The sequence below is a fragment of the Alteromonas sp. C1M14 genome, assembly GCF_018860965.1.
Lineage (GTDB): Bacteria > Pseudomonadota > Gammaproteobacteria > Enterobacterales > Alteromonadaceae > Alteromonas.
In genome coordinates this window covers 716,397-742,096 of the sequence record NZ_JAHKQF010000015.1, presented here as the reverse complement: position 1 = coordinate 742,096, position 25,700 = coordinate 716,397, and the positions used below count along the sequence as shown (strand labels likewise).

The following is a 25,700-nucleotide window of genomic DNA, read 5'->3' as shown; positions in this document are numbered from 1 at the left end:
CTCTAAAGGGGTTTATTTTCTATTTATTTGTTATTTTTTAAAATAAAATGCTATTTGTTTTTATTTTTACAACTGCCAGAGCATGATTATTCTCGTTGTATCAAGGTAATATACTTACTCTCATTGATAAAATAGGAAGGCATGATGTCGTTGTGGATAGCGCAGGCAGTGAATAAAATTAACGCCGATTACCAGCGTTCAGCAGATACACATTTAATTAAATTAGAAAGTGCATCATTACCTGGTATCGATATTTATCTTAAGGATGAAAGTACGCATCCTACGGGTAGTTTAAAACACCGCTTGGCCCGCTCTTTGTTTCTTTATGCTCTGTGTAATGGAAAAATTGACGAAAATACCACAATCGTTGAGGCTTCCTCTGGCAGTACTGCCGTCTCTGAGGCCTATTTTGCCCGTATGCTGGGGATCCCCTTTGTTGCTGTAATGCCTCGTAGCACGGCGCAAAGTAAAATTCAGCTCATTGAGGCATTTGGTGGGCAATGTCATTTTGTTGATTGTCCGACTCAAATGCACCAGGAAGCTAAAAAAATTGCCCAACAGCAAAAAGGGTATTTTATGGACCAATTTATGTTTGCCGAACGGGCTACAGATTGGCGAGGAAGTAATAATATTGCGGAGAGCATTTTTGGCCAAATGTCCGCCGAACCACACCCCATTCCTCATACGGTGGTAATGAGTGCCGGAACAGGAGGAACTTCGGCGACTATCGGCAGATATATCCGTTACCGTGGCATTAACACCAAACTGTTAGTGGTGGATCCTGAGTTTTCCGTTTTCTACGAGAGTTTTAGTACCCAACAACCACAGATCACCACTAACAGAGGCAGTCGTATTGAAGGGATCGGACGGCCGCAGGTGGAAGCCTCCTTCCAACCAGACGTGATTGATGACATGTTAAAGGTGCCAGACGTGGCAAGCATCGCCACCATGCGCTGGTTATTTAGAACTGCCGGTATTAAAGCTGGCGCTTCCACAGGTACCAATTTATGGGGCGTGTTTCACGTAGCTCGGCAAATGCAACAACGGGGCGAAACAGGATCAATTGTGACACTGATGTGCGATAGCGGCGAGCGCTATCTCGACACCTACTACAATGATGACTGGGTGAAACAGGAGTTTGGTTCCACCCAGGCTTATGATGATGAGTTAGCCACTTGGCTAGGGTAGTATTGCCAGCCAGTTAGCACATTGCGGCTGGCACATTGACCTCGCCAGCCCAAAGCCACGGCGCAAGCAACGGCGCTGTTTTACAGAACATGGCATGAGATACTTCGCTGGGATGAGTGATAATCTCACCTACGCGTTTTTCGGTTAATGGACCGTTATTTAAACCCCATAATGAATTGTCGGTAAGGTTCATGTAGATTTCTATGGCTGGATGGTGGTGCCAGTCGTAGAAAAAATCCGGACCAATGAGGGTAATACCCGCAGCAAAATAGTCGCACGGCACAATCCCGCCGTCGCCCACCAACACCGCATAGGCAAAATGCTGCTTAAACTCTGCACCGACGACAGCTTCATCATACCCTGGTGTCCATGGGCAATGGGGCAGTACTGCTTCGGTATGCTGGCAAAACGGCGCTAAATGGCTATGGCTGTTACCAGCCAGTTTGGCATCGTTTAGGGATGGCGTTAACCATCGTGTCACCGGAGCTAGCGCCGGTTTCACTTCTTCAGAGCGAACCATACTATCATCGCTAAGAAAACGCTCAGCAGCGTGAATGGCTTTTTCAATATCCGCGTTGCTGGGTTGTTGTTGTAAATAGAGAACAAATGACGCGACAAATTCGTCGATGGCTTTTACACGCATAAATTACCTTTTCCGAAAAAGAGAAGCTCGATGAAAAATAATATTCACTCCCAAATAGCCCACCGTCAGTGTACCTAAAAACGCTAACGCATAACCTAAATAAGAAAAGCGGGAAGGGGGTGGCAAGGCATTTTTCACATCATAAAATAAAATAAGATCGATAATAACACTGATAATTGTAAAAGCCGTAAAGGCGGCGAGAATACGGTTAGTGCGTTTATTTGACAGTTCCCGCATTTTATCTCGTAAGGTAAGCAAAGACTGTTCGGAATCACTTTGGATCTGTGACAGCGACCGTATGAGATCTTCTGATTTATAGGCATCCCAAATATGGGCATAGCGGATAACATCTTCCCCTTCCACGATGACCTTTTCTGGCTGACTTTCAAACTTAATCATTGAAATGATGGATTGATAATTTTCGATATTTCTAATTTCTTCGTGAATATCGTTTACAGATTTGTATTCTGAAATGCGGCTGGAAGCGGAAATGACATAATAGCCTTCTGACGAACAAAACAGGGCAGACCAATACAGATGCACAAGTGACCAAAGAAATTTGGTGCGTTTAATATTCTCTTTTTCTGCAATGCACAAGGCATTAAAGCCTAAATGCCTTTTTAAATTTTTGCGATACCGAATACAGGACGTTTCGCTTCGGTTAACCACCGCCACCGCCCCTTCAAATCCCTCATGACTAATGGGGATTTTCTCTGAGCCGGTAAATCCAAAGTTTTCGTTCGCGTGGTTTAAAAACGTGTATGCGGTTTCGTGTAGTTGGGCGGCGGTGGCAGTAATTTGTGGGCATACACCTTGAGAATTCACAAATAACAGGTTTCGACTAACTGGCCCACACATGAAAGCCACTCGTTTGGATACCACGCTTTCGTCGTAGACAGGTCGAAGTTGATTTATTACGCCCCCTAAATGCTGCTGGGAGAAAGTGACGTATTTTTCATCAATGTCGGTTAACTCCAGTTCCGCATTTGGCAGTCCTTGGTTAAACTCAGTGACGAATTTGAGCTTTAATGCTTCAGCTTTACTGGCTAAATCAATTAGCTTACCGGTCGATAATATGGGTAAGTTTACCGAGACTTCTATGTTTCCTAACCCATAGTCGAAGATGGTTAAACGGGCAAACACCGAGGCGGACAGATCTTCTTCTGCAATGGAAGAAATCGCCTGCATAAACTCGCTACTGAAATTAAATTCCCGCCATAGCTGGCCGTATTTTCTAAGTTTTAATGTGCGGGGGGCGTGAAACGCTTCAAGCTCCCATTTACCACAATTGCCGCTCTCATTTAATGTGTCCTGTAAGCCTTTCAATAAAGCGGGACGTTCCTGTGGCGACATCCCCACTGACGTGGATGAAAACCAAACCGGGGCCACGAGATAAAGCTGCACTTTGTCGTCGATGAGAAATTCTTGTTCTGGGCTTTGCACTACAGTCCCTTTCCTTGTCTATGTTATAGTTATTCTAAATATCGCATTTGAGAAAATTTTGAAACTACAGCTTGTGGCCGCATCCCTTTGTCTTCATATAATGTCACTCAGTGCCCATGGTGTCGAATTTGTTTGTGAAGATAACATCAATGAGAAAGATCAAGTATCACAAGCACATAAGGTTTTGTGGCAGCAGACACTTCAGTATTTAAAAGGAGTGCAAGAAGTACTGACAAAAAATCAGGGATGTGAGGTTGGCCCTCGCGCCATCATCGAAACCAATAACGGTGCTGGTGGTGTGGCAAAAGATTGTGTGGTCGGTTATCAAGATGTGCAAAAAGTCATTAAGCATATCGATCTGGTGTTGGCTAATCCAGCACAAGCGAAAGCCTGCTTTGATACCCAAAAAGAGTATGCCGAATTTCCGCTTTATACCCCAAGTGCCGCAATGAAAGCTGTGTCGAAGAGCGCAGCATGGATTGACCGACCAACATTGACCGACTTTTTTAAAACCAAAGCCGGTACCATCAAATCGGCAGGACAGGAATTGGCCAGCACGTTTTGGGATATTCTGTTACAAAGCCAGATGCCGGACTACTTGGCACAGGACATCACAGCCAAGGCCTTACCTGATCTTTGGGCAAGTGTGGGCTGGCTTCCCTTTTATGCCGACAATGAACGGGCCCTCAATGAGCGGTTTCGAGGCGGGTATGCCTACGCGGAAGTCATGGGACCGTGGGGCTTGCTGCGGATCAAAGAAATTGATGGTGAAACAGTGGGCGCAGAATTGGGCATGACAATTCAATTGCGTAATACCTTCTACCCTTATCATTATCATCATCCCCAAGAGTTTTATATGCCCCTAAGCACAGCGTCTTGTGGACAGGAAAATACGTTTTTTGTTGCCCATGCCGATAGTGCCTTATTTACCTCGGCTGGGGATGACAGTGTCACCGTCGCCGCAGATGAACACAAAGACGTGCCTGCATGGTTCGTTCCTCAATCGCCTAACGGTAATAATTTCACCTATTTTGAGCGCAATGCGATTCATGCTTTCAACGTTAGTGAAGGCTGCCCATCGCTACCATCTGGGCTGGTTTCTCTTTGGGGGAGGACAACGTCTCAAGATAACAATCAATCGACTCAGCTTTGCACATTAGTTGCCAATGCGGGCACTGACAGACATGCAATGCCCGCATCCCATTATCGCTGCTCTCCTACACAATGGCAGTACTAAGTTTTTTTAAAAAACTTGGGTTTTCAGTGGCGAACCTGACATATCAGGTCAATACTCCTATTTATATGTATTTATTCTCAACACTTATAAAAAAGGATTGGTTACTTGAAAATCTGTCGTGCATTATGCTTTTGCTTATTGCTGCCAGGATTCTCATCTTTTAGCGCAGATGACACGCCCAAAATCGAATTTTCTGGTTTTGCTAGGCTGGTGGCAGGCTATTTAGATACTGATGAGGCGAGTTTTGAAGGCTATGAAAATGAGGTGAGCCTGTCCGAAAAATCCCTATTTGGATTTCAGGTTGATTACACCTTGATACCCGAGCTATCTATCTCCGCTCAATTACTTGCCCATAGCGATGAGGCCCGAGACTCGGGTGTTGAATGGCTTTACCTTCATTATCGACCTTCTCCACAGTGGCAGTTTAAAGCCGGTCGATTACGCACACCCTACCTGAAATATTCTGATGTCATTGATGTCGGGTTTACCTATCCATGGTTGTCTGCGCCACAACAATTGTACGGTAGTTATTTGTTTTTCTCGCGCTATGACGGTATTAACGCTCGCTATCGCTTTAATTTTGAGAAAGTGTATGTTGATACCGAATTATTCTACGGCGGTTTTGATGATGAGATCACGGCAAGTGGCGAAAGCTTTGAGATTGATGTTAAGCACCTTTATGGTGGTGCCGTGCAAGTTACTTATGGAGGTTTGCAATTTAGAGCCGCCACGTTAGCTAGCAAAAATATGCAGGCGAAAATAGACGGCGTTGAGTTATTAATCGGGGCGTTAGATCAGGCCGGCTACGATGAATTGGTAGACTTTTTTAGTTTAGAAGGCAGTGCAGATTCTTATGTTATTGGCTTGACCTATGACAGCCTCGATTGGTTTTTTTCTGCCGAGAGAATGAACGTAAGCACAGACACGGCGGTACTGTCTGGTATTGATAATTACTACCTGACCGTAGGTCGTCATTGGCGAAACTTTCAGTTTCTTATTACGTTTTCCTGTTCCAAGCAAATCCTTGATAAGCCGAATAACATCATTCCGTTGGGTGTTGAACCACAACTCGATGCGCTTTATTACGGTGTAGAAACTTTTGCTTCTCGTTATCCCACCGACGATTTGAATACCATTACGCTGTCGGGTCGATGGGACTGGTCGCCTTCCTTAGCCTTTAAAGGTGAAGTGTCATTTTTAAATGGTGAACGAGGCAAAACGTCATTTTTTGATATCAACGACGATGCCGTTGATTTTGATAGAAATGCGATCTTGTACCAGTTAGGTGTGGAGTGGGTATTTTGATTAAACATATCCTAGTTGCCCTGCTTGTTAGTCTCGTCGTGAACGTCAAGGTTAATGCCAGCGACGAAATTGTAGTGGTCGCCCATACGCTAACATCGCCACCCTCGTTAGAAAAACATGAAATTCGAAACTTGTTTATGGGCGGGGCGTCAGACAAATTAACTCCGGTTATGTTTGTTCCTGGCGTTAAGGAAAGACTTATTTTTAATACCCGAGTTGTGGGCTTGACTGAATCGAGAATTCAGTCCTATTGGGCGCAAATGCGATTTAGTGGACGAAATCACGTGCCGGTTGAGGTGGAAACCGTTGATGACATGTTAGAGTATTTATTACAGCATGAGGGGAGCGTGGGGTACTTACCCGCAGACATATCCCTGCCTCCACAACTAACCATTATTTATAAAACCGGGTAGGCTTATCGAGCCGGTTTTTTATAAGGTTAATTCAATATTATTAGACACTTCTAAAGGCTCAGGTTTACCGTAGTAGAAACCTTGAAGTAGCTCACACCCATGTTGTAGCAAAAAGTTCGCTTGTGCTAGGGTTTCTACCCCTTCGGCACAGACGGTGAGGTTTAGGTTCTTTGCCATTTTTATAATGGTAACGGTGATCAGTTCTGAACGCTCTGACTTGCCAATTTGACTGACAAACTGTTGGTCAATTTTGAGGGTGTCGATATTAAATTCTGTTAAATAACTTAGCGACGAATAACCGGTACCAAAGTCATCAAGTGCAATTTTACACCCAATCTTACGTACCTGTTCAAAAAAGCTATTACCCGATTGGAAATTTTTCAGGTAAGCCGATTCGGTTATTTCAAATTCGATACAGCGGGCATATCTGCCTAAATCTTCCACTGACGAAAGCGCAAATTGGATGAGCTTTTCATCTTGAAGATCAGAGGCCGAGAGATTTAATGATACCGTGGTATCTAACCCGTGTTGGGCTAGAATGTGAGGCACGTCGCAACAGACTTGCGTCACCACCCATTTAGTGATGGCTGATATTTTGTCACTTTGCTCTGCCACGGGAATGAACTCACCGGGAGATACCATGCCAAAATGGGGGTTATACCAGCGCAATAATGCTTCCACACTTTTCACTTTGCCAGTGGCGTCAACCTTTGGCTGATAGACGAGAAAAAACTCGTTATTTTCCAGTGCAGAATAGATACTGGTCGCAATGCGGATCATGCGCTGATTGTTATCCTGCATTATGCGGGTAAAGAGGATGTACTGGCTTCTACCGCTGCGCTTAGCATGATACATCGCAATATCTGCATTACTGATCAAGGTGGCGGGGTTGTATGAACAGTCTTGGGCCAGCGCGATACCGATACTTACCCCGGTTTCTAACTTCCATTGCTCTACCATTCGAGAGGTGCTCAAGGTCACAACCAGTCGATGGGCGATCTCTTCAACTTTCATTAAGCTGGGTTCATCGGTTAAAATCACCACAAACTCATCGCCACCTAGTCTACCGATGATGTCCCCTTCGCGGAGGCTTTTGCTGATTTCATCGGCGATTTGACACAAGAGTTTGTCACCTACGTCATGGCCAAAAGAGTCATTAACCATTTTAAACCCGTCTAGATCGAGAAATAGCAAAGCCACATCGCTGTGGCTGCGTTTGGCTTTTGCTAATTCAATTCGTAGGCTTTTCATTAAAAACTGACGGTTAGGCAGTCCGGTGAGGGGGTCGAAATTGGCCAGCTTTTCCATTTGTTCTTGCTGTCGGGTAAGCAGCCGATTTTTTTGATGAACCAATGCGGTTTGTTGGTTGATGTCTGACATCATACTGTTAAAGCCACTGGTTAACGCTTTGATTTCTGACTTACCTTCTATGTTTACGGCTACGGCATAGTCTTTGGTTTTTTCGATGTGGCGCATTTGGTCGATGAGTTTAAACAGTGGCAGCAATGATCGTCGTTGTAATTCAAGGGCAACGAAAACGGCCAGCACCAGAATGATTAATACAAAGGGAAGGGTTGAAAGCGTAAAATCTAAGCGGCTGGCTGAGAGCGCATTTTTAATTTTATATGACAAAATAAGCTTACCCTGAACAAGCTCAGGGTTGCCGATCATTTTGACAATTTGTATATGACCATCGGTGACATACAGTCCGTAGTCTAAAGAAAGTAGGTGATTCTGTTCATCTACGTCATGTGTGCCGGCGTTGTCAAATGGCGCTGTGGACGTGGCGTCTCCCATATAGCTTGATACCAGCATTCCTTGGGTATTGTATACATGGGCGAATTCAATATTTTCGTATTCATCCAACCGTAGCAATACACTCACAATAGAAAAACTACCGGGCGCATCGTTAATATATGGAAGAAGATCGACGGCCATGTTGTCGGATAGGGATTGCAGTTGTTCAGAGACAAAGTCTTCGTACAAGCCTTCATAAACCTGCAACGATACCCAAATAACTAATCCACTGATAAGAGAGATTGACACCAAGGTGATGGCTGCGATTTGGGTGCGAAGGCTTTTCAATGTGCGACCTCGTGGTGTTTTTTTATAATGCCGTTATGTTTACGGCTATTATTGAATATTAGTCGAAACCTTCTAATTATCCATTGCGGGGTGCAACAACACACCCATTTAAGTTTTCAAAACAATATAGTTAATTATAAATGATTTAGGTTGATTGAAAATCCATCATTGGTCTAACGCTGAAATGATGATGATAGAGTACTAGGGATGGCTTGTAAGGTTAAAATATAACCTCGCTATTTTGATCAAGTCCTGTTAAACTTCGGCTGCCTTTTGAAGGTTCTATTAATATTTGTAAAGCTTCTTCCGTTAGTTCTTTGTGAGTCTCTAGCTCTACTTCCAGAAATCTACTGATTTTAGCCTGCGTTAACACTGATAGCCCTTCTGTGCAAACGGGGTTTAGCCCCTTTAATTGTATTTTATACTCTCCTTTACATCACATTTTGAGGTTTTCATGTCGTTTACCCCGTTGGGTTTAAGTTCGTCGCTGTTAAAAGCGGTGTCCGCGTTGGGTTATGAGTCCCCTTCTCCTATTCAGGCTCAGGCTATTCCCGTTATTCTATCTGGTAAGGATGTCATGGCGGCGGCGCAAACTGGTACGGGAAAGACCGCCGGTTTTGCTTTGCCAATTTTAGAGAAGCTACAGTCGGGACAGCCGGCGAGAGCGAATCAGGTTCGGGCGTTAATTTTAACCCCAACGCGAGAACTCGCGGCACAGGTTGAAGATAACATTCGTGGCTTTAATCAGTTTTTAAAACTGAAAACCACTGTGGTATTTGGTGGTGTGGGTATTAACCCGCAAATGAAACGTTTGCGGGGAGGCACGGATGTACTGGTTGCAACTCCCGGTCGTCTGTTGGATCTGTACCAACAAAATGCGGTGAAATTTGATCAACTAGAAACCTTAGTGCTAGATGAAGCCGACAGAATGTTAGACATGGGCTTTATCCATGACATTAAGCGTATTTTGAAAGTACTACCGAAAAAGCGCCAAAATTTACTGTTCTCTGCCACTTTTTCTCCTACGGTGACGGCGTTAGGTGAGTCCATTGCTTCAAACCCGGTAAAAATTACCACGGCCCGTCCTAATACTACGGTCGATGAGGTACAGCAACGCTTGGTGAATGTGGATAAATCGAAAAAAGTCAGCGCACTTACCACATTAATTAAGCAACAGAACTGGCGTCAAACCTTGGTCTTTAGCCGAACAAAGCATGGTGCAAACCGAGTGGCTACCCGGTTGACTAATTCAGGTATTCCCAGTGCGGCTATTCATGGCAATAAAAGCCAAGGTGCTCGTACCCGTGCCCTCAGTGATTTTAAAGACGGTAAAATAAATGTGTTGGTGGCCACGGACATTGCTGCTCGTGGTATCGATATTGCCCAGTTGCCTATTGTGGTGAACTTGGATTTACCGAATACGGCGGCAGATTATGTTCACCGTATTGGTCGTACCGGGCGAGCTGGTGCAAGTGGTGAGGCTTGGTCTTTGGTCAGTGCCGATGAGCTATCTCAGTTGAAAGATATTGAGACCTTAATTCAGCAATTGTTACCTAGAGAAACCCTGGCCGGGTTTGAACCTAGCCAGGCGTTAAGTGAAACCCGTTTGACTGCGCCGAAAAGACCTAAAAAACCTAAGAAGCCTAAGGCGTCAAACACGTCATCACTTTGATTCTAGTGTAAGGTTTACACCGTTAAAGTCCTCTTTCAGGTGATGCTGACTATTCGTTAAGAACAACCGGTTAGCATCCACCTTTGACTCGTTTACCAAATAACTCTTTACTGCCTTCGCCCGAGAATCTGCCAGTATGGTGAGATCCGCTTCGGTGGCAAGGTAGTGATTGCGCAACTGGTTATACAAGCTAATGGTTAACGCCTGTTGTATGGCGGTTTCAGCTACTGGCGTGTCGGTATCTTCTTGTTGCAGTTGCGTGGTAATGCGCTGTCTTTCCATTGTTACATCGCTATCTATCACCTCGTTAAACAGGGCGATAAGCGTATCTGCTAGCGGGCCTTCTGTGGGGAAGGTGCTTGCAGAGAGTGAATCCGGTAACGCCGTCAGGCCCGAACGGGTAAGCAAAAGTTGTTGCAGGGTCTGTTCAGCTAATTCACGACTGTCAGCCACCGCATCCACAGAACCTTCTATATTGACTCTTAATCCTGGTCGCTGACTCAAGGCTTCAGCAAGGGTGGTAAGCTTTTCTTTGGCCTTGTCGTCCAGTTCACTGATCCCCGCCGTAAAGTCGACAATATCAAGTTCATCATCCGATGACACTAAACTGGCGAGCATAGAAAAAGGCGCAGTCACTGCTTTGGTAATAATGTTACCGATAGCATTGAGTATGATCGAACCAAAGCTAAAGTCTGGGCTATTAACATCACCCGACACTTCTAGGCCTAAATCAATCACGCCGTTTTGATCTTCCAACAGCGCTATCGCTAGCCCAAGGGGAAGCTGTAAGGCGTCTTCAGAGTCGGTTTTTCTACCCAAGGTTAGTTGGTCAATCACTAAGTGATTGTCACCTGCAAGTTGTTCGTTTTCCAATCGATAGCTCACATCTAATGACATTAAGCCTTTATCGATGTAATACCCCATATAAGTGCCCGAATAAGGGTTAACTGAGGTAAGTTCTGCACCGGAAACAGAAAAATCGAGATCCAAATACGGTGCTGAAAGAAACGGGTTTAGCTCGCCTTGTAATTTTACCGGGGCGTAACTGTCTATCTTGCCTTGTAAATCGACACCAGCTCGACTTTCAGCCTGGGAGCTTAATTGAGATATCGAGCCATTGAGTTCGGCGATCCCTGAGGCAAAGCGAGGTGTGAGAGAGTAGTCGGCAAAATACGCACTGCCGTCTGTAATGGTGACGTTGGCAATTGCAAATTGCATAGCCGATGAGTCCTCTTGGCTTTCACTTTCATCGGTGGTTTTATTCGATGTGGAAGCGGGGGCCTCGTCGCTAGCCGGTTGCTCTCGAAGCAAATTGCTAATGTTGGTTTGTTTGTCCTCAGCGATTTGAATGTTGGCGTAAGGAGCGGCAAGCTGCACATCTTCGATGGACAATGAATGGCCTAGGTTATTAAATTGAATGTCCGACACATTAAGGGCGTCCCAGGCTAAAAGGGGCTCATTTTTAATGGTATCGACCACATCTAATTCGGTGAGTCGCGCATTGGCGGCGACCTTGATATCCCCTTGGGCATCAGCAGAATAATCCGCCGAGGCAAATACATGGCCATTATTCATTTTTACATTGGCATATTTTCCAATATAAGGCTGGAGTTGGGTAAGGGCAAAGTCATCAAAAGTTAATGCACCGGCTACTTGCTGCTCGGTGACATCGACCTTGCCGTCAGTACTAAACTTGGCATGCTGCGTCTGAGAAAGTTGGTCGCTACCGGCTGAGAGTGACAGAGCAAAGTCAATTGGCTGGGTAAATTGGGTATCGATTTGTCCAGTATGCAATGCAATGTCGCTAAGTTGCCAGTTGACGGTATCGGTGAGGGCGCTTTCACGAACCATCACTTCGCCACGTTCAATAGCAAATTCCCCTAAAACAACCTGCCACGGCGCGTCGCTAGCAGCGTCGGCCGCTGGTGCGGTGGACGTTTCTTGTGTCGGTGGCGCAATATAGAGCCGTTGAAGGTCGCTTCCTTCTGCGTCTACCATCGTATCCACGCGAGGCTGAGTGATGGCAATTCTATCTAGGGTGACGACTTGTGTTTGGGAGTTGAGGTTGATGTTATCAACCACAATAGCCGGTATGGTAACGGTGGGTTTCCCGTCGTGAATGAGGGTGAGATCGCTCACACTCAATTGCCCGTCAGACACTGCCACGACCACACCTTCCGAGGTTTGGTTTAAGGTTGCGTTTAAATCAATATCTAATGACCCATCGGTGAGGGTGCCATCAATGTGATCTTTGACGAGGGGCCAAAAAGGGGTCAAGCCAAATTGGCTAAGGGCGATGTGGGTATCAACCGCTAACGGTGAAAGCTGAAAAAATCCGTTAACTCTAACGGCGCCACTTTGGGCTGTCATCGCAGTAAAATCGTATTGGTTTGCTGTGTCTGAGTGCTTTGCTGTTTCTGAAGTAGGTGTGGCTTGGGTATCTAAATCCGTTAAGGTGATAGACAGTTCAGGGTAGTCAAGTTCAGCGCCCGTTACATCATCAGTCAACAGCACGTGTCCATTTAGCAGGGCGAAGTTATCGACTTTAACTCGCATTAACTGACTATCTTCAGTGTCTTCTTCTGGTTGTTGTTCTTCGTTAGCGGCCAAATGATCCACTATGTCTGAGATATTGAAGCGTGGTGTGTCACCGCCCTCAAGACGGGCAAGATGCACATAGGGCATATTGAGCCTAACATCGTCAAATGTGGGGCTTAGCGTAAAAATACTTCGCCATGCACTGATATCGACAATGAAGTCATCGAAACGAAATAACGGGGCATCGGCTTGTTTATTGGCAATGGCAAGATCAGAGACATGAGCGCGAAGCAAAAAGGGGTTAATACTCACGTCACCCACTGTGACATCTGCATCTAACGTTTCAGAGAGCGTGTCAGGTAGCGTCCCTTTAAGGTAAGCCGGTACCGCTAAGCCAAGGGTAGCCAGATAGATGCTGTATACACACAGTATCAAGAACGAAATGCGGAACCATTTGGGTTTTGCTTTAAACCGGTTTATCAGTTTTTTAACCATTGTCTTAGATGTCAAAATGAGAAGAAGAAGATGACGGGCTGCTAGAAAGGAAAATGGCAGCCCGTTGAGAGTCAGTTTATAAGCCTGAAAGCAGGTTACCTAGTCCAGACTCAAAGATAGACTGGGTTTCAGTTGCATCTTCAGAATTAAAGTAGCTGCTAATTTGTGAAACGAAGCTGCTGATCATATCCGTGGATAAACCCAATGCTTCAAACTGGTTTTTCAGTTCATTAGCAGAATTGATGGTGTCGCTGTATTCAGAAGCTTTATCCATCAGGCCTGATAGCGCACTGCTACTTGTGCTGCTGCTATCGCTGCTGTCGATATCTGGCACACTTTCTAGTAATGAATCAAGTCCAGTAATATTGCTGGCCATGTCAGTGTAGTCTGAAGTCGATAGGTTATCTTTCACATAGCTGAAAATGGATGCCAGTCCGCCTTCAGATTGAGATTCGGTAACGCCAAGGTTTTCTGTCACGCTGCTTACTAAGCTACTGACGTCTAAGCTAGAGGCGCTTTGTTCTGTGGTTTCACTGGTAGTGTCTTTACCTAAAAGGCTTGAAAGATCACTTAGCGACGTACTTGCACTGGCAGGTAAGGCAAAAGAAAGTGTAAGAACGGCAGTAACAACAGCGGGTTTCAAATTCATGGTAATACTCCTGTACGTAGAGCGAAAGTCGATAGGTAGTGGTGACACTCAGATGACCCAAAGGGGACAATATTTCCCGTCTAAAGGTGTGTTCATCAGAGGATCTACGATTGGCTCAATAAGTTATCCAATTTTACAATCGTCGATGTTAACGGTTTCTTTTGCAACTTGCACTTAGACTTCTTACTGAAGTGTGGGGAACAGACAAAAAGAAACGGCCCATGAAAGACTGTATTTTGGTGTAAAGATTATCAAGTGATTATAAATCAAACGTAATGAGATAATAAACGACCTTTACAATGTGCTGACATTCACTCAAGGTATAGTTCGTTCGTTTGTTGTAAAATAAATTATATTGATTTATCAGAGTACACTCCTTATGCCTGCTAATAAATCTTCTTCGGATACAGAGTCTGCGTTGTGGCAACAGCAACATGCTGCGCCCAAAGGACAGTCTGGTTTAAGAGCCACCAACGAGAGACGGATCCTCGCGCTCATTAGACAGCATCACCAGTTGCCGAAAGCCGATATCGCTAAAGAGACAGGGTTATCAGCTCAGGCAGCAACAGTGATCATCAATAAACTGGAAAAGGAAGAATTGGTTTATCGAGGAAGGCCACAAAAGGGAAAACGTGGACAACCCTCTATTCCATTTTCATTGAATGCGCAAGGCGCATATGGCCTAGGCATACGTATTGGTCGACGCAGTATACAAATCACGCTGATTGATTTTTGTGGCAAGGTGCAGGCGGCGTTACGAGAGCAATGGCAGTATCCCACTGTCGATATTATGCTCCGGTTTGTAAAAAAGGCGATGGCTGCTGTCACCGCGACCCTAAATGCCCAGCAAAAGCAAAAGATATGTGGGGTAGGTGTGGCTATGCCATTTGAAATATGGCGATGGAGCGAGCAGGCCGGGGCGCCGGAAAGCATTCTGGAGCAGTGGCGACAACTGTCTATTGTGCCCGTATTACAAGAGCTTACCTCATTGCCCGTGTTTATGTGTAACGACCACACCGCGGCATGCGCAGCAGAATTATGGTTTGGCGAACACAAAACAATCCATGACTATCTGTATTGTTTTATCGGTACCTTTGTTGGCGGTGGCTTGGTCCTTAATGGGCAACTTCATGTGGGTCGAAACGGCAATGCTGGAGCCATTGGCTCATTGCCTTTTATGCAAGGGCATGGGCAAACGCAGCTCATTAATCAATCGTCACTTTATATCTTCGAGCGCACTTTGAATCAGCACCATATAGACAGTTCATTTTTGCACAGCAATACCGCGGTTTGGCCCAGTGATCTGCCTGGCTTAGATGAATGGATCCATGGTGTAGCTGAAGGGCTTGCTTATGCCGCTCTTAATGCTCACGGCATCCTTGATCTTGATGGGGTGATCATTGAAGGCGCGGTGCCCCGTGATGTGCTGAACAAGATATTGTCGGTTTGCAAACAAAAATTGGCTGAGGCTGACGGTCGAGGACTCTCACCGATTACACTCTTGCAAGGCTCTGTAGGGGCTGACGCTCAATCGTTAGGAAGTGCGCATTTACCCTTGTTGATGCTATACAGTATTTAGTTGTTATCAATTAACTAAAAATAGTTGATTTATTGTTAAAACTGCAATAAATTGCTGCTTCTTCTACACCCCAATGGGTAGTCCACACATTAAGCGGAGATTATAAAATGCAAATTTTGTGCATGGGAGAGGCATTAATTGACATGTTATCTACTAAGGGAACCCCCGGTGTAGATGAAAACAATGAGAGCTTTCGCAAATTTGCAGGCGGTGCACCCGCAAACGTAGCTGTGGCTGCGGCAAAGTTGGGGGGAGAAAGTTATTTATTTGGTAAATTGGGTAAAGATCAGTTTGGTGAATATCTGTTTAATACACTCTCTAACTTAGGTGTGAATACCCGTTTTACAACCTATTCTGACAAAGGCAAAACGGCACTGGCATTCGTTGGCCTGGACAAAGACGGAGAGCGTTCGTTTGATTTTTATATCGATAATGCCGCTCACATTGATTTAACCACTGAGGACTTAGATAAGGGGTTATTTGAAAGCCCCCGTATTGTCAGCTTTTGTTCAGGTTCGGTATCTATGCCTTCTTTGCGAGGCGTTACCGCAGAAGCCATCCAAGGCTTTAAAAAGGCCGGCAGTATATTATGTCTTGATATCAATCTTCGCCCTGCCTTTTGGGATGATGCGGCCCTTGCTCCTGAAACGATAGATGAGACAGCCAGACAAGTTGATTTTATCAAGGCCAGCAAAGAAGAGCTGGTGGAATTGTACGGTGAAGCCAATATTGAAGGGCGTATTCAAACTTGGTTAGCAGCCGGTGTATCCTTGGTATTGGTAACCAATGGCAAAGAGCCCGTGGTCTTTTATAGCAAAGATACACAAGGCGTGTTCCCAACGCCAGATGTGCAAGCTGTGGATACCACCGCTGCCGGTGATGCATTTGTCGGAGGCTTTTTATACCAGTTATCTTCACAGGTAACCGATTGTAATAGTTTTAAACTCTGGTCTCAAAATGCCGAAGGGATCATGCAAGCGCTACAGTTTGCTACCAAGTGCGGTGCCCATGCGGTGTCCTGCTACGGCGCTTTTGATGCGTTACCTTGTCAAGACGATATCGTAAACCAAGACTAGCACGGCCTAAGCAAAGCTTAAAAAAACACGTATACGCGGTGGCGTATACGTGTTTTTCCCTTCTTATTTATCAGCGATCCGTTTAGCTCGGAACGTTCAACTTTCTGCTTGATTCCATCACCTTTATCCACCACTTGATTACAACAAACTAGACCCCTTGTTGCTCAGGTAAATTTGTTGATGATGGAGGAAAAGTCAAGCGCACTGTTACCGTTATCGCAATGCTCTGCAAATAGCGCAGCTGCGCGCTCGCCCATGGGCACATCTGCAGATACCGAACGGGCACCTTTCATGGCAAGGTTGAGATCTTTTAGCATGAGGGCCGATGCAAAACCGCCGTTAAATTCGTGATCTGCCGGGCTATCTGGCCCCACACCTTGCACGGGACAGTAACGGGTCATAGACCAGGTTTGGCCAGATGCATTGGAGGCAATATCGTAAAAGACTTGGGGATCTAAGCCCAGTTTTTGCGCCAGTTGGAAACTTTCGCAGGTGGCGATCATCGACGCACCAAGCAGCATGTTGTTGCATATTTTCGCCCCTTGACCTGCACCATGCTCGCCGGCATGTATGATGTTTTTTCCCATGGCATTAAGTACATCTTTGGCTTGATTGAAGGCCTCGGTATCACCACCTACCATAAAGGTGAGGGTGCCGGCGGAAGCGGCAGAGGTGCCGCCAGACACCGGTGCATCCAGCATCGCCAGTTGTTTTTCTTTGGCCAAGGTAGCGACGTATTTTGCTGTGGCAACGTCAATGGTGGAACAGTCAATCAATAAGGTGTGAGGGCTGACATTATTGAGAATGTCCCCTTCGTATAATGCTTTTACATGTTTACCCGCTGGCAGCATGGTGATCACTATCTCGGCGTCTTTCACCGCTTGTTGTGCACTTGAAGCTATTTGGCAGCCGAAGGATTTGGCATTATCTAATGCCGTTTCATTGAGATCATAGGCCACCACAGGAAACTCACGCTCCACGAGGTTTTTCGCCATACCTGAGCCCATATTGCCTAACCCGATAAATGCTAATTTGTTCATTAGGTTTATCCTCTTTGATGTAAAACGAACCCCACTGCTATTGCTATTAGGGTTTACGCTGTTTAGCCCATAGTGGGAATATCAAACCCATTGTTGTTTTCATCGGCGCTATCAGGCCATCGCTGGGTAATGGTTTTAATTTGGGTCCAGAATTTTACCCCTTCCATGCCATGTTGGTTGGTATCGCCAAATGAGGAACGTTTCCACCCACCAAAGGTGTGATAGGCCACTGGCACGGGTATGGGCACGTTAATGCCCACCATGCCTACATTTACCCGACGGGCAAATTCTCGGGCGGCATGACCATTACGTGTGTAAATGGCAACGCCGTTTCCGTATTGATGTTCACTGGCCAGTTGTAAGGCTTGGTTAAAGGTATTAACCCGCACCATTTGCAGCACAGGGCCAAAAATTTCTTCTTGATACGACTGCATGGAAGGAGTCACATTGTCAAAGAAGGTTGGGCCAATAAAATAACCTTGGTTATCCTGGGCAATAGGGTGCGAATTGCCATCGTAGACCCGTTCGGCCCCTTCGCTGATGGCAAGCTCAATGTAATCAAGAATACGTTTTTTATGTTGTGCGGTGACCACAGGGCCATAGTCTGCGTTTGGATCTTGTGATGGAGCCACCACAATATTTTTCATTGCAGCCACTAGCTTTTCCCGTAAAGCGTCGGCGGTTTCGTCACCTACGGGAACCACAACGGGTAACGCCATACACCGTTCGCCGGCAGAGCCGAATGCCGCACCAAGTAGATCTTTCACCACTTGATCTAAGTCGGCATCGGGCATAATGATACCGTGATTTTTCGCGCCCCCCATGGCTTGAACCCGCTTACCTGCCCGAGCGCCACGTTCGTAAACGGATTGGGCAATAGTTGATGAGCCGACAAAGCTTACCGCCTTAATTTCAGGGTGATCGAGAATGCCGCCCACCACCTCTTTATCACCATGGACCACATTAAGTATCCCCGGGGGTAGTCCTGCTTCTATCATCAATTTTGCCAACTCTACTGGAACGGAAGGATCCCGTTCAGAAGGCTTTAAAATAAATGCGTTACCACAGGCGATGGCAACACCAAACATCCACATGGGGATCATTGCGGGAAAATTAAAAGGGGTGATGCCGGCCACCACACCTAAGGGTTGGCGCATGGAATACACATCAATACCGGGCCCTGCACCTTCAGTATATTCTCCTTTTAAAGCATGGGGGATGCCGCAGGCGAACTCAATCACTTCTAATCCACGCTGTATGTCCCCTTGGGCATCGCTGATGACTTTGCCGTGTTCACTGGAAAGTAATTGGGCGAGTCGATCTTTATGGGCCTCGACGAGGGTTTTAAAATTGAACATAACCCGAGCACGCCGTTGAGGATTGGTCGATGCCCATTCAATTTGCGCGTTACGGGCGGCGGTTACCGCCCGGGCTAACGTTTCTGTCGATGCTAAGGGAGCGCGAGCCTGCACGGTGCCCGTATTGGGGCAATAAATATCCGTGTATTTTTCTTCTTTCCCTTCAACATCCTGACCATTTATAAAATGTGAAAGTGTTCGCATTGTCTCGCCCTCGTTACGTTGTATTAACAATAATCCAACTATTTATTGTCATTAACAAGGCCTATACTTACAGCCATGAGCTGTAAAATTGCAGGTGATTTGATGAACTGGGACGATTTAAGGTTGTTTCTAGTGTTAGCAAGAAATGGACGAGTGGGAAGTGCAGCTAAAGGTGCGGGCATCGATCCCACCACCCTTATACGTCGGGTGAAAAGACTAGAGGACGGGTTAAATTGTACGCTTTTTGAATTGACCAAAAAGGGCTATGTATTAACCAATCAAGGTACTCGGCTGGTTGCCTATATTGAACAAGCAGAGCCGGTGTTATTGCAGGCAAAAAGTGAACTGAGTGGAGAACGTGAACATTTAGCCGGCACTATTAGAGTGAGTGTATCTGAAGGATTTGGTACTTGGTTTTTGGCCCCCTTGTTGGCCGACTTTAAACGGCGTTATCCGGCCATCACCATTGAACTGGTAGCCAGTAGTGGCTTTTTAAATTTAAATAAACGGGAAGCCGATATGGCTATCTTGCTGGAAAAGCCCACCAATGGACATCTTTATACTCAACGGTTAACTGACTACGAGCTGTATTTATACTGTCACAAGGATTTGCTTAATGCCCTTGGCACGCCAACCCATGTGCGAGAATTAGACACCTTTAACCTAGTAAGCTATGTGCCTGATTTATTGTATGCACCCCAGTTAAAATTCATCGAAGAGTCGGTTTTATCTGATCTGCCGGCGGTTCGTAGCACCAGTATTAACGCCCAATATCAAATGTTACTTCATGGGGCGGGGGTAGGGATATTGCCAGCATTTATGGCAGAAAAAGCACCGCAATTAACGCGGATAGTGGCCGACCAAATTCGTATTAAGCGAACCTTTTGGCTCGCCACCCATAAAGAAACCCATGGCCAAGCGCGTTTTGATACCTTTGTGGATTGGCTCACAGAACAAGTTCGCCTGCATCGCGAAGACTTTATCCGAAGGCAATAATCTGTGATGTGAATAGACACAGCATTGGAAGATGTTTCAATCGGTGAAGGTAACCTATGAAACATCTTCCTTTTACTGATCGCCCCTTCGTGAAAAGAAGGGGCTATGGGGTTAGAAGGTATAGCTTACCCCAGCATGAAGTGCTGCTGCACTGGTATTGTAATCAGAGAGATCTTGATAATCTTCATTTAAAGCATTTTCTAGGCGACCAAAAACAGAGAGGTTATCACTGAAGTCATAGCGGGCGCTTAAGTCGATGAGTGCGTAATCTTTAAGCGGTGTGCCATTATCCACAGCGTCTGCTACCAAACGTACATTGGCCGATGCGGTAAACTGATCAGTTTGATAGGTCACGCCCACATTACCTAACTGGCGAGGGCGACGACTACGTTGTTCGCCGTCGGTATCTTCAGTGTGGTTGTAGGTGTAGTTAGCATCTATGCGCCATTGGTTGGAAATGGCCCACTGACCGATTAATTCCACACCTTCTGAGTAGGAGGTGCCTAGATCCTGTAAATACCCCGAGTAGCTCGCGAGATCAAAATAGATACTGTCTTCTATTTCCTGATTAAAATAAACGACTTCAAAAGAGGTTGCCCCAGATACGCGGTATTCCAGCCCGATTTCATATCCTTTTGAGGTTTCTTCTTTTAGATCCGTCTCTGATGCCGGTGCATAGGCATAAGGACCTCGGTTATACTCAATTTCATATAAACTGGGGGCACGGAATCCGGTACCGTATGCGCCACGCAGTTTTAATTCGCCATCGTTAACCTGCCATAAATAGGCTGAACTAAGGCGGTAGCTCACATGTTGGCCAAAGTCTTCGTTATCATCGTAACGTAGCCCTGCGGTGGCGAAAAAGTTGTCGGTGGGGTTAGTTTGCAATTCTGTATAGTACCCGGTTTGACTCCGACTTTGCTGGGCGGTGGTAATGCTTTCTTCTTCCCAATCCACGCCATATACCAGTCGGTAAACATCATTTAACTGGGTGTCACCGATGTATTCAACCCTTTCTATGGTGCCTTTGGTGAGATAACTGCTCTCCCCTAAGGTGAAGTTTTCACGATCAACCCGGGTTTTCGCATAGGCCAATTGGTGATGACCGGAATCGAGGGCATAGTCGGCACTTAAACGTAAGTTTTGCTGAGAAAATTCGCTGGTACAATCGTCCACGTAACCACCGCTGTAACAATGATCGAACTCTCCTTCGCCTTCATTGTTTCGGGCCACAAAACCTAAAGTAAGTCTATCTGTAGCATGCACATCTACTTTGGCATGCACTGTAGTGTTGTCATAGCCATCGTCGTCTTGAAGTTCGTCATCGTCTACCCGGGAATTAAAACCATCGGTACTGTAATCGGCAACGGAAAGATAGGCATCAACGTACTGGGTGCCCGCGCCAACTTCTGCACTAAGATTGGTGGTATCGTAACGACCGGCTTCTGCTCGCAGACCACCATACACGCCTTCTTCGGTGTGGCCAGTTTGGACGTTAATCACACCACCGGCATCTGCACCATAAACGAGTCCTTGAGTACCTCTTAGAATTTCAACGCGGTTGATATTATTACTCAGTAATTGCCCTACACGGGGTTGTACTTGGGTGCCGGTGGGATCAGAGATATCCACGCCATCTACCCTTACTAAGGTACGATAGCCTTCCTCTCCTCGAATGCGCAATGAGGTCGCAGACCCCATGCCGCCACTGCTTGTGACATGAATGGCAGGTTGAACCCGCAGTACATCAGCTAGGTTGGCATAACCACGAAGCTGGATATCTTCTTGTGTCACAACAGAAACCGAGGTGGCAACTTCTCGAAGGGGGGTATAAACGCGGCTGGAAACCACCACGTGTTCAATGGCTTCTTCTGGTTGGGTCTCGGTAGCAGCAAGTGCCGATGTGGCGGCACCCGTTAACGCCATGGCTATAGCCAGCTTATTCAGTTGCATGTGTCATCCTCAATCATAACTTTATCATTATCATGAACGATTGAAGGAGGGGGAACGGGAGTGCGAATACACCAGAGTTGATGAGCAATAGCAATCCAATGAAGCCCTCCGCTTCATTCGTATATAGACTGTCTCACAGGCCGGTGTCGGGCTTAATGCGCAGTGGCATCTTACCGTTGCGGGGGCAGCGGTGGATTCCAATATGATGTTTCATATTGATACCACACTTCCCGTTTAACCTGTCCAGACAGCATAAATACCGCTATCGACAGGCACCTGAAACAGCGGGCGCAACCATACAAACTGATACATACAAAGTCAATCTGAAATAAATTTAATTATTCCCTTAACAGCGGCAAAGAGGCGATGGCATTTTCCAGTTTGCGCCGTTGACTGATGAGGGGTAAGCCAAAGCGAAGGGCGTCTTTTTCGTCACATAGGCGCACATATATCTGATGCTGACAAAGGTGGGAAAACCAGCGGGTGGCATGGGGCGTTTTTATGGTTCTAAATAAGGCTGTGCCGGCAGATCTTATCTGTAAATGTTCAGACAACACATTATCCAACCAGGTACTGTCTTGATCTAGTTTTGCTCGTTGCTGTTGCTGCCAAACCCTGTCGCTAAATGCTTGTGCCGCGATGTGCAGGGCAGGGCCATTAACTGTCCAAGGACCTAATAGGGCGGCGCAGTGATGCAGCCATTGCTTCTGGGCAAACAACATTCCCAAACGAATACCCGCCAAACCGAAAAATTTGCCAGTAGAACGTAGAATGAACATATTGGCCAGCAAAGGCCGAGTAAGCATGGAATGTGCTGGAGTGCAGTCCATAAAGGCTTCATCAATAATTAGCATGCCTGAAAGTTGCTCAAGGCGATTGGCTAATGCAAAAAGTTGCTCTTGGTTCGCCATAAAACCGGTGGGATTATTGGGGTTAATGACTACGACCATATCATTGGACGTTAAGGCCGAAAGTGCTGGCAGATCATTATAAAAATACATTGGGATCGCGGTGCCTTGCCAGGCTTTTTGATGCTCTTTGTAGCCAACGCGGGGCAGCCACACCCGCCCAATTGTTTTACCGTTTTGCGCACACAGCTGAGGTAAAAGTTGGATCACACTTTGCGAGCCTGGAATAGGTAAACCCAGTTCACTGCCATAATATGCACCGGCGGCGTCAGTAAATTGCTCTGATACTTCGGGCAGGCGTTGCCAACTCTCCACCGGAGGTAGGGCTATGGGGTAGGTGTAGGGGGAGATACCCGTGGACACATCCACCCAATCTTCCTTGACTCCTCCGAAGCGCTTAACCATGGTTTGTAACTGCCCGCCGTGTTGCAATACCGTCATAGCATACTCACAAGAAAAACGAGGCCGCCAATGGCCATCGTGATCAAACAAAATTGTCGGCTTGTCCTTTTCAGTAGCGCTAGGCTTGCCATGATATCACTAGGGCACACTTCACGACCTTCACCTAACAGGGGAGCGTGAACTGTGCGGCCATCATAAGTGGCGTTTTCACCGCCAAGACATAAACCTAAGGTATTGGCCCCGGCTGCCATTACCATACCGCCATTCAGGCTTTTATAGTGGCTAGCCTGATGACGAGATAAATGCCAGGCCGCCCATTGTGCGCCAATGGGACGTTTATGCAGAATATATAACAACGCGGTGACCTTGCCTGACGGCCAGCCCATCACATCATCAAAACGGGCTGCCGCCCAGCCAAAATTAATAAAGCGGCTATTTTTATATCCCCACATGGCATCAAGGGTGTTAATGAGCCGGTGCAATACCACCAGGGGTACCCCACCGACAAGGTAGTAAAACAAACTGGCGATAACCCCATCATGGCCGTTTTCCAGTATGGATTCCACCGATGCCCGGGCAATGTCTTTTGGCGTTAATTGCTGTGTGTCACGTGACACTATGTAGCTCACCTGTTTACGGGCGGTAGGGAGATCGTTTTTTGCGAGGGCGCGGGCGATGGGCATGGTGTGTTCATACAGGCTTCGTTGACCGATAGCTAAATACAACATAAGGCACTCGAGGGGGTAGTTCAGGTAATTGGGCAGCTTTACACAATGGGCAAGGTAAAACGCTATGCCCACAATGGGCACCACAGCACATAACAGGGCGACAACGCCCATTAGCTTGCTATTAAACGACGACAGGTTACGGGCGTTGAGCCGCTTTTCCAGCCAATTAGCCAGGTGACCAAAGCCCACAAGGGGGTGCAGTCGCACTGGCTCTCCTAGCCATCTATCGAGAAGTAATGCGCTTAACATTATGGCGCCGCTTAGGCAAAACTCGGTCAAAGTAAGGCTCTTCCTTAATCAGTCATTAGGCTGCTGCTGATAAAACTGCCGAGCCTGATCAATTTGGCGACACATCAATTCCAGCTCATCGAGCATACGAGTCGTCATGCGATGTACCTTGTCAGCATTAGGTTGAAGAATAAAATCATTGGTAACTGCTGGAATTTGCGGCCAAGTTTGCCAGTTGATGGCATCGGGTTGGCTTTGGCCATGCTTTGACGGCTGAATAATTATCTGAGGTTGTTTCGCCAGCACATCTTCAAGACTCACCTGGGGATAATCCTCAGCTAAATCACGGTAAATATTGGTGGCCCCGCAGGCACTGATTTGTTGTTGTAACCAAGAACTCCCAGCGACGGTGCGAAGGGGGCGAGACCATAATTCATAAAACACGGTGACCGGCTGTTTGGCCTGGTACTCGGCTTTAAGGTGATTGAGGCGTTGAAGATAAGCATCGGCCACTTCATTGGCTTTGTCTTGTCGCCCGGTTAATTCACCTAGCAATTTAATTTCTTTGGCCACATCTTCTAATTGGGTTGGTTGGGTATACACCACCGGCATCTTATATTTTTCAAGACGTAGCAGATCTTCGGCTGGATTACCCGTACGCCAGGCAACCACAATATCGGGTCGCAATTGCAAGATCTTCTCTATCTGCAAACGGGCGTAATTACCAATTTGGGGAATGGATTTGGCCTGTTCTGGATAATCAGAATGGGTGGTGGTGGCCACAATCTGTTCTCCTGCGCCAATGGCAAACATGGATTCCACTAAGTGAGGCGCGAGAACCACCAGCCGTCGTTTTTGTTTGTCATCGTTGGAGATATCTTGTGCTTGCGACACGGCACAAGATAACGACAAGATAAACGCTAACATTAACCCTGTTGTAATTCTCACCAATCGATCCCTTTTTGCGCTTTTATACCCGCTTCAAACGCATGTTTTTGTGGGCGCACTTCACTGACTGTGTCAGCAATATCAATAACAGCTCGGTGACAGGCGCGACCAGTTACGATCACACTTTGATTTTTCGGACGATTGAGCAAGGTGGAAACCACGTCATCAAGATCCAAATATTTATAGCTAAGCATATAGGTAATTTCATCCAGCAGCACCAGATCGATACTGTCATCTTGTAGCCAAGCTTTCGCCTGTGCCCAAGCGGTAGTAGCCGCTTTAATGTCGGTGTCTTTATCCTGGGTTTCCCAAGTAAAGCCCGTTCCCATAACATGAAAAGGCACATCGTGCTTAAGCAGCAGGTCGCGCTCACCACAGGGCCAGGTGCCCTTAACAAACTGTACTACGGCGGCGTGTAAACCATGGCCAACGGCCCGGGTTACCGTACCAAATCCAGACGTAGACTTGCCCTTGCCGTTTCCAGTGATAACAATGATGATCCCCCGTTCTTCTTGGGCTTGGGACACACGTTCATCAATACGTGCCTTTTGGGCTTCCATCCGCTTTTTGTGTTTTTGCTTGTCGTGTTCGCTCATGCTAGCTCCTGCAATG

20 protein-coding genes and 1 riboswitch are annotated in these 25,700 nt (G+C 46.4%); of the genes, 8 read left to right on the top strand and 12 right to left on the bottom strand.

What is annotated here, in order from left to right; all coding sequences use genetic code 11:
- Positions 1-144: 144 nt before the first annotated feature.
- Entirely contained in the window at positions 145-1,188 is a 1,044-nt protein-coding gene (locus tag KO501_RS15520; RefSeq protein WP_216030658.1) for a PLP-dependent cysteine synthase family protein, read from the top strand.
- 13 nt (positions 1,189-1,201) lie between these two features.
- Here KO501_RS15520 and KO501_RS15515 read toward each other — a convergent pair whose 3' ends face one another.
- Positions 1,202-1,831 carry a dimethylsulfonioproprionate lyase family protein gene (locus KO501_RS15515; RefSeq protein WP_216030564.1) on the bottom strand — a complete coding sequence of 210 codons (630 nt, stop codon included), beginning with the start codon at positions 1,829-1,831 and terminating at the stop codon, positions 1,202-1,204.
- A 3-nt stretch (positions 1,832-1,834) separates the two neighbouring features.
- Positions 1,835-3,274: a hypothetical protein gene (locus tag KO501_RS15510; protein WP_216030563.1), complete on the bottom strand. Its 1,440-nt coding sequence runs from the start codon at positions 3,272-3,274 to the stop codon at positions 1,835-1,837.
- Positions 3,275-3,332: 58 nt separating this feature from the next.
- Between KO501_RS15510 and KO501_RS15505 the strand changes: the two genes are divergently transcribed.
- The 3 genes from KO501_RS15505 (at position 3,333) to KO501_RS15495 (ending at position 6,229) form a co-directional block, all read left to right on the top strand.
- Entirely contained in the window at positions 3,333-4,511 is a 1,179-nt protein-coding gene (locus KO501_RS15505; protein WP_216030562.1) for a dimethylsulfonioproprionate lyase family protein, read from the top strand.
- A gap of 105 nt (positions 4,512-4,616) precedes the next feature.
- Positions 4,617-5,816 (top strand): hypothetical protein, encoded by a 1,200-nt coding sequence (locus tag KO501_RS15500; protein WP_252728441.1) that lies wholly within the window; start codon positions 4,617-4,619, stop codon positions 5,814-5,816.
- On the top strand, positions 5,813-6,229 hold the full coding sequence (locus tag KO501_RS15495) for a hypothetical protein (RefSeq protein WP_252728440.1): 417 nt from the start codon (positions 5,813-5,815) through the stop codon (positions 6,227-6,229). The genes KO501_RS15500 and KO501_RS15495 overlap by 4 nt, the downstream gene beginning before the upstream one ends.
- An 18-nt stretch (positions 6,230-6,247) precedes the next feature.
- Here the strand turns inward: KO501_RS15495 and KO501_RS15490 are convergent, their stop codons facing one another.
- Positions 6,248-8,314, bottom strand: a complete 2,067-nt coding sequence (locus tag KO501_RS15490) for an EAL domain-containing protein (protein ID WP_252728439.1) — start codon at positions 8,312-8,314, stop codon at positions 6,248-6,250.
- Positions 8,315-8,768: 454 nt separating this feature from the next.
- Between KO501_RS15490 and KO501_RS15485 the strand changes: the two genes are divergently transcribed.
- Positions 8,769-9,986, top strand: a complete 1,218-nt coding sequence (locus KO501_RS15485; RefSeq protein ID WP_216030561.1) for a DEAD/DEAH box helicase — start codon at positions 8,769-8,771, stop codon at positions 9,984-9,986.
- Here KO501_RS15485 and KO501_RS15480 read toward each other — a convergent pair.
- Both KO501_RS15480 and KO501_RS15475 read right to left on the bottom strand, forming a co-directional pair.
- Positions 9,978-13,019 carry a DUF748 domain-containing protein gene (locus KO501_RS15480; RefSeq protein ID WP_216030560.1) on the bottom strand — a complete coding sequence of 1,014 codons (3,042 nt, stop codon included), beginning with the start codon at positions 13,017-13,019 and terminating at the stop codon, positions 9,978-9,980. The genes KO501_RS15485 and KO501_RS15480 overlap by 9 nt on opposite strands.
- 76 nt (positions 13,020-13,095) lie before the next feature.
- On the bottom strand, positions 13,096-13,668 hold the full coding sequence (locus KO501_RS15475; RefSeq protein ID WP_216030559.1) for a DUF2780 domain-containing protein: 573 nt from the start codon (positions 13,666-13,668) through the stop codon (positions 13,096-13,098).
- A 379-nt stretch (positions 13,669-14,047) separates the two neighbouring features.
- On the opposite strand from KO501_RS15475, the gene KO501_RS15470 reads away from it, so the two are divergent.
- Positions 14,048-15,247 carry an ROK family transcriptional regulator gene (locus KO501_RS15470; protein ID WP_216030558.1) on the top strand — a complete coding sequence of 400 codons (1,200 nt, stop codon included), beginning with the start codon at positions 14,048-14,050 and terminating at the stop codon, positions 15,245-15,247.
- A gap of 107 nt (positions 15,248-15,354) precedes the next feature.
- Positions 15,355-16,323: a carbohydrate kinase gene (locus KO501_RS15465; RefSeq protein ID WP_216030557.1), complete on the top strand. Its 969-nt coding sequence runs from the start codon at positions 15,355-15,357 to the stop codon at positions 16,321-16,323.
- Positions 16,324-16,487: 164 nt separating this feature from the next.
- Here KO501_RS15465 and mmsB read toward each other — a convergent pair whose 3' ends face one another.
- Entirely contained in the window at positions 16,488-17,363 is an 876-nt protein-coding gene (gene mmsB / locus KO501_RS15460) for a 3-hydroxyisobutyrate dehydrogenase (protein WP_216030556.1), read from the bottom strand.
- A 62-nt stretch (positions 17,364-17,425) separates the two neighbouring features.
- On the bottom strand, positions 17,426-18,925 hold the full coding sequence (locus KO501_RS15455; RefSeq protein WP_216030555.1) for a CoA-acylating methylmalonate-semialdehyde dehydrogenase: 1,500 nt from the start codon (positions 18,923-18,925) through the stop codon (positions 17,426-17,428).
- Between the two features lie 102 nt (positions 18,926-19,027).
- Between KO501_RS15455 and KO501_RS15450 the strand changes: the two genes are divergently transcribed.
- Positions 19,028-19,921 carry a LysR family transcriptional regulator gene (locus KO501_RS15450; RefSeq protein WP_216030554.1) on the top strand — a complete coding sequence of 298 codons (894 nt, stop codon included), beginning with the start codon at positions 19,028-19,030 and terminating at the stop codon, positions 19,919-19,921.
- Positions 19,922-20,032: 111 nt separating this feature from the next.
- Here the strand turns inward: KO501_RS15450 and KO501_RS15445 are convergent, their stop codons facing one another.
- From KO501_RS15445 to cobO, 5 genes are all read right to left on the bottom strand, one after another.
- Complete coding sequence (locus KO501_RS15445; RefSeq protein WP_216030553.1) at positions 20,033-21,874, bottom strand: TonB-dependent receptor; 1,842 nt, start codon at positions 21,872-21,874, stop codon at positions 20,033-20,035.
- A 120-nt stretch (positions 21,875-21,994) separates the two neighbouring features.
- Positions 21,995-22,169: riboswitch (cobalamin riboswitch) on the bottom strand.
- A 43-nt stretch (positions 22,170-22,212) separates the two neighbouring features.
- Positions 22,213-23,223 carry a threonine-phosphate decarboxylase CobD gene (gene cobD, locus KO501_RS15440; RefSeq protein WP_216030552.1) on the bottom strand — a complete coding sequence of 337 codons (1,011 nt, stop codon included), beginning with the start codon at positions 23,221-23,223 and terminating at the stop codon, positions 22,213-22,215.
- Complete coding sequence (gene cbiB, locus KO501_RS15435; RefSeq protein ID WP_216030551.1) at positions 23,220-24,161, bottom strand: adenosylcobinamide-phosphate synthase CbiB; 942 nt, start codon at positions 24,159-24,161, stop codon at positions 23,220-23,222. Before cbiB ends, cobD begins: the two co-directional genes overlap by 4 nt.
- A gap of 48 nt (positions 24,162-24,209) precedes the next feature.
- The gene (locus KO501_RS15430) at positions 24,210-25,088 is read right to left on the bottom strand and encodes a cobalamin-binding protein (protein WP_354667841.1); all 879 of its coding nucleotides are present in this window, start codon (positions 25,086-25,088) and stop codon (positions 24,210-24,212) included.
- Positions 25,085-25,684, bottom strand: a complete 600-nt coding sequence (gene cobO / locus KO501_RS15425) for a cob(I)yrinic acid a,c-diamide adenosyltransferase (protein WP_216030550.1) — start codon at positions 25,682-25,684, stop codon at positions 25,085-25,087. Before cobO ends, KO501_RS15430 begins: the two co-directional genes overlap by 4 nt.
- Between the last annotated feature and the right edge of the window lie 16 nt (positions 25,685-25,700).

What these genes read in the sequence shown, in the direction of transcription:
- KO501_RS15520 (WP_216030658.1), top strand. Translation starts at nt 145, where the DNA reads ATGTCGTTGTGGATAGCGCAGGCAGTGAATAAAATTAACGCCGATTAC.
- KO501_RS15515 (WP_216030564.1), bottom strand. Translation starts at nt 1,831, where the DNA reads ATGCGTGTAAAAGCCATCGACGAATTTGTCGCGTCATTTGTTCTCTAT.
- KO501_RS15485 (WP_216030561.1), top strand. Translation starts at nt 8,769, where the DNA reads ATGTCGTTTACCCCGTTGGGTTTAAGTTCGTCGCTGTTAAAAGCGGTG.
- KO501_RS15480 (WP_216030560.1), bottom strand. Translation starts at nt 13,019, where the DNA reads ATGGTTAAAAAACTGATAAACCGGTTTAAAGCAAAACCCAAATGGTTC.
- KO501_RS15475 (WP_216030559.1), bottom strand. Translation starts at nt 13,668, where the DNA reads ATGAATTTGAAACCCGCTGTTGTTACTGCCGTTCTTACACTTTCTTTT.
- KO501_RS15470 (WP_216030558.1), top strand. Translation starts at nt 14,048, where the DNA reads ATGCCTGCTAATAAATCTTCTTCGGATACAGAGTCTGCGTTGTGGCAA.
- KO501_RS15465 (WP_216030557.1), top strand. Translation starts at nt 15,355, where the DNA reads ATGCAAATTTTGTGCATGGGAGAGGCATTAATTGACATGTTATCTACT.
- mmsB (WP_216030556.1), bottom strand. Translation starts at nt 17,363, where the DNA reads ATGAACAAATTAGCATTTATCGGGTTAGGCAATATGGGCTCAGGTATG.
- KO501_RS15455 (WP_216030555.1), bottom strand. Translation starts at nt 18,925, where the DNA reads ATGCGAACACTTTCACATTTTATAAATGGTCAGGATGTTGAAGGGAAA.
- KO501_RS15450 (WP_216030554.1), top strand. Translation starts at nt 19,028, where the DNA reads ATGAACTGGGACGATTTAAGGTTGTTTCTAGTGTTAGCAAGAAATGGA.
- KO501_RS15445 (WP_216030553.1), bottom strand. Translation starts at nt 21,874, where the DNA reads ATGCAACTGAATAAGCTGGCTATAGCCATGGCGTTAACGGGTGCCGCC.
- cobD (WP_216030552.1), bottom strand. Translation starts at nt 23,223, where the DNA reads ATGACGGTATTGCAACACGGCGGGCAGTTACAAACCATGGTTAAGCGC.
- cbiB (WP_216030551.1), bottom strand. Translation starts at nt 24,161, where the DNA reads ATGTTAAGCGCATTACTTCTCGATAGATGGCTAGGAGAGCCAGTGCGA.
- cobO (WP_216030550.1), bottom strand. Translation starts at nt 25,684, where the DNA reads ATGAGCGAACACGACAAGCAAAAACACAAAAAGCGGATGGAAGCCCAA.